Here is a 2,699-nt window from a genome sequence, read left to right as displayed (position 1 = left end):
GTGGCCGAAGGTGCTCCCCTGCTAAGGGAGTATGGGGTGTAGAGCCTCATCGAGGGTTCGAATCCCTCCGTTTCCGCCAAGTGCCCAGCAAAAACGCCCCTTTTGGGGCGTTTTTCATTTCTTCACAGCTCTGCAAAAACCACTGCTCAGTTGCGCCTTGTGGAATACCCCTGATCATTGAGTTTTTTTGTTGGCAGTGCAGAATAAAAACGCATCACATGTTTGATGTTTGACTTTATTTTGAATGGAGCTAGCTGTGAAAAAAACTCTCATTGCAACATTCTTGGCCTTGGGTTTCGCTCTTTCTGCGCAGGCGAAAGACATTGTGGACACGGCTGTCGCCGCAGGCAATTTCAAGACCTTGGCCACAGCCTTGGGCGCTGCTGGCTTGGTTGACACACTCAAGGGCAAAGGTCCCTTCACTGTGTTTGCACCGACCGACGAAGCGTTTGCAAAAATTCCCAAGGCAGACTTGGATGCGCTGCTCAAAGACAAAGCCAAGCTGTCTGCTGTGCTGACTTATCACGTGGTGGCCGGCAAAGTCATGGCGGCGGATGTCAAGGCAGGCAAGGTCAAGACTGTTCAAGGTTCCGACCTGACCGTCACCACATCTGGTGGCGTGATGGTAGACAAAGCCAAGGTGGTTAAAACCGACATCGTGGCTGACAACGGCGTGATCCATGTCATTGACACGGTCATCATGCCCAAGTAAAAACCTTGCGGTAACCAGGATCAAATCCTCTCTGACGGAGCCAGCCAATGACGACCATGACCATGTCTGAATTTACCAAGCAATCGTTAGAGGAAGGATTTGATGAAGTCCTGGTTCGCGCGTGGCCGGCCAACCAGCACCAGGAAACGCACACACACGCTTTTGATGTCAGCGTGCTGGTGATCAAAGGCAGCTACAGCTTGACGGTCGGTGACCAGGTGCGGCACTTGCGTGCTGGCGACAGTTTCAGATTGGCCCGAAACATTGCGCACGCAGAAACCTACGGACCCGAAGGCGCCACCATCTGGGTGGCCCGGGCAAACTGAGTCGCTGAAGCTGAGAATCCATCCTGTGATGGTCAATTCGAGGATCACCCATGAAAAAGCAACTTTTTTTAAGCGCCATATTGGGTCTGTCTACGGCGGTCATGTCCGCCGATATGACGCCTGCGGGGCCGACCACGCCCAGTTGGCAAACTCAAACCCGACAATTTATCGAAGCAAAGAACTTTGACCAAGCCATCGCTGTGCTTTCGCAAGCCGATGACAAGCAGTCAGCCGACTGGCACAACCTGATGGGTTACAGCTTGCGCAAGAAGTCGCCACCCAATCTGCCTGAAGCTGAAAAGCATTACCAGGCAGCGCTGGCCAAAGAGCCCAAACACCGCGGGGCGCTGGAGTACTACGGCGAGCTTTTGCTTCTGAAAAATGACCTGGCAGGCGCTGAAACCATGCTGAGCCGCTTGGACAAAGCTTGCATGTTCGGTTGCGAAGAGTACCGTGACCTGAAGAAAAGTGTTCTTCAATTCAAGGCCCGAAAATGATGCAAAGACGCCAATGGCTCAAAGCCGCTGCTTCGATGGGGCTGGCTGCTTCCTTGCCTCTTCGATCCGCGCTTGCGCAAGCTTACACGGTAGAAGTGTGGAAAGACCCCAACTGTGGTTGCTGTCATCTGTGGGTAGAGCACCTGCAGGCCAGTGGCTTCAAGGTAGCCGTGCGCGATGTGGGTAACAACGCCGCCCGCAAGCGTCTGGGAATGCCTGACAAACTGGGCTCATGTCACACCGCCACTGTGGGTGGCTATGTCATCGAGGGCCATGTGCCTGCAGCCGATATCCGCCGACTGCTCAAGGATCGACCGCTCGCTTTAGGTCTGGCGGTGCCGGGTATGCCGATTGGCAGCCCCGGCATGGATGGCCCCGAGTACAAGGGTCGAAAAGATGCGTTTGACGTGTTGCTGGTACAAAAAGACGGCAGCACCAAAAGCTTTCAACGCTACGCAGGTCAGGGCCGCATGGCGTGACAGGGCCCGTGAAGCTTCCCATGCTTTTCCTTCTGCGTCTTTGGCTGCCGGGCCTGTTGTTGGTGTCCTCGGCCCCGGTTTTTTCACAAGGGCCGGTGCTGCAGTCTGACAAGCATGCGTTTCGGGTTGTCACCCTGGTGCGTGGATTGGAAAACCCCTGGTCGCTGGCTTTTTTGCCCGATGGGCGCATGTTGATCACCGAAAGAGCGGGGCGCCTGCGTCTGGTGAGCAAAGATCTGAAGCTAGACCCTCAAGCGGTGGAAGGCTTGCCCCAGATCGCCGCCCGGGGCCAAGGGGGCTTGTTCGATGTGGTTTTGCATCCCAACTACGCCCAAAACGGCTGGATTTATTGGGCCTACAACGCGCCCGGTCCTGGCGGGTGGGGCACGGCGATGGCTCGCGGCAAGCTCATGGGGCATCGAATGACCCAAGTGCAAGTGTTGTTCGACATGCAGCCTAAAACCCGTAGCGGTCAGCATTTCGGGGGAAGGATAGTCTTTAATGCATCGGGCCTGGTTTACCTGACACTGGGTGACCGCGGTGACATGGCCCGGGCCCAGCTGCCCGGCGATCATGCAGGTTCGGTGATTCGCCTTCACGACGATGGTCGTGTGCCTCCGGACAACCCCTTTATGGGGCAAGCTGGCGCCAGAGCAGAAAAGTGGTCGCTCGGTCACCGGACTAT

Annotated in this window: 5 protein-coding genes; all 5 read left to right on the top strand. The window is 55.9% G+C overall.

Features of this window, described 5'->3' with window-relative positions:
- Window positions 1–244 precede the first annotated feature (244 nt).
- On the top strand, window positions 245–712 hold the full coding sequence (locus ACILQF_RS12535; RefSeq protein ID WP_395627738.1) for a fasciclin domain-containing protein: 468 nt from the start codon (window positions 245–247) through the stop codon (window positions 710–712).
- Between the two features lie 56 nt (window positions 713–768).
- The gene (locus ACILQF_RS12530; protein ID WP_395627737.1) at window positions 769–1,038 is read left to right on the top strand and encodes a cupin domain-containing protein; all 270 of its coding nucleotides are present in this window, start codon (window positions 769–771) and stop codon (window positions 1,036–1,038) included.
- Window positions 1,039–1,088: 50 nt separating this feature from the next.
- Window positions 1,089–1,535, top strand: coding sequence for a tetratricopeptide repeat protein (locus ACILQF_RS12525; RefSeq protein ID WP_395627736.1), 447 nt, complete (start codon window positions 1,089–1,091; stop codon window positions 1,533–1,535).
- Window positions 1,532–2,014: a DUF411 domain-containing protein gene (locus tag ACILQF_RS12520; RefSeq protein WP_395627735.1), complete on the top strand. Its 483-nt coding sequence runs from the start codon at window positions 1,532–1,534 to the stop codon at window positions 2,012–2,014. Before ACILQF_RS12525 ends, ACILQF_RS12520 begins: the two co-directional genes overlap by 4 nt.
- A gap of 20 nt (window positions 2,015–2,034) precedes the next feature.
- A partial coding sequence (locus ACILQF_RS12515; RefSeq protein ID WP_395627734.1) for a PQQ-dependent sugar dehydrogenase occupies window positions 2,035–2,699 on the top strand: 665 nt, incomplete at its 3' end.

The organism is Daejeonella sp. (assembly GCF_044232565.1).
Classification (GTDB): Bacteria; Bacteroidota; Bacteroidia; order Sphingobacteriales; family Sphingobacteriaceae; genus Daejeonella.
The sequence above is the reverse complement of the archived record's forward strand: the minus strand, read 5'-3'. Positions and strand labels throughout refer to the sequence as shown.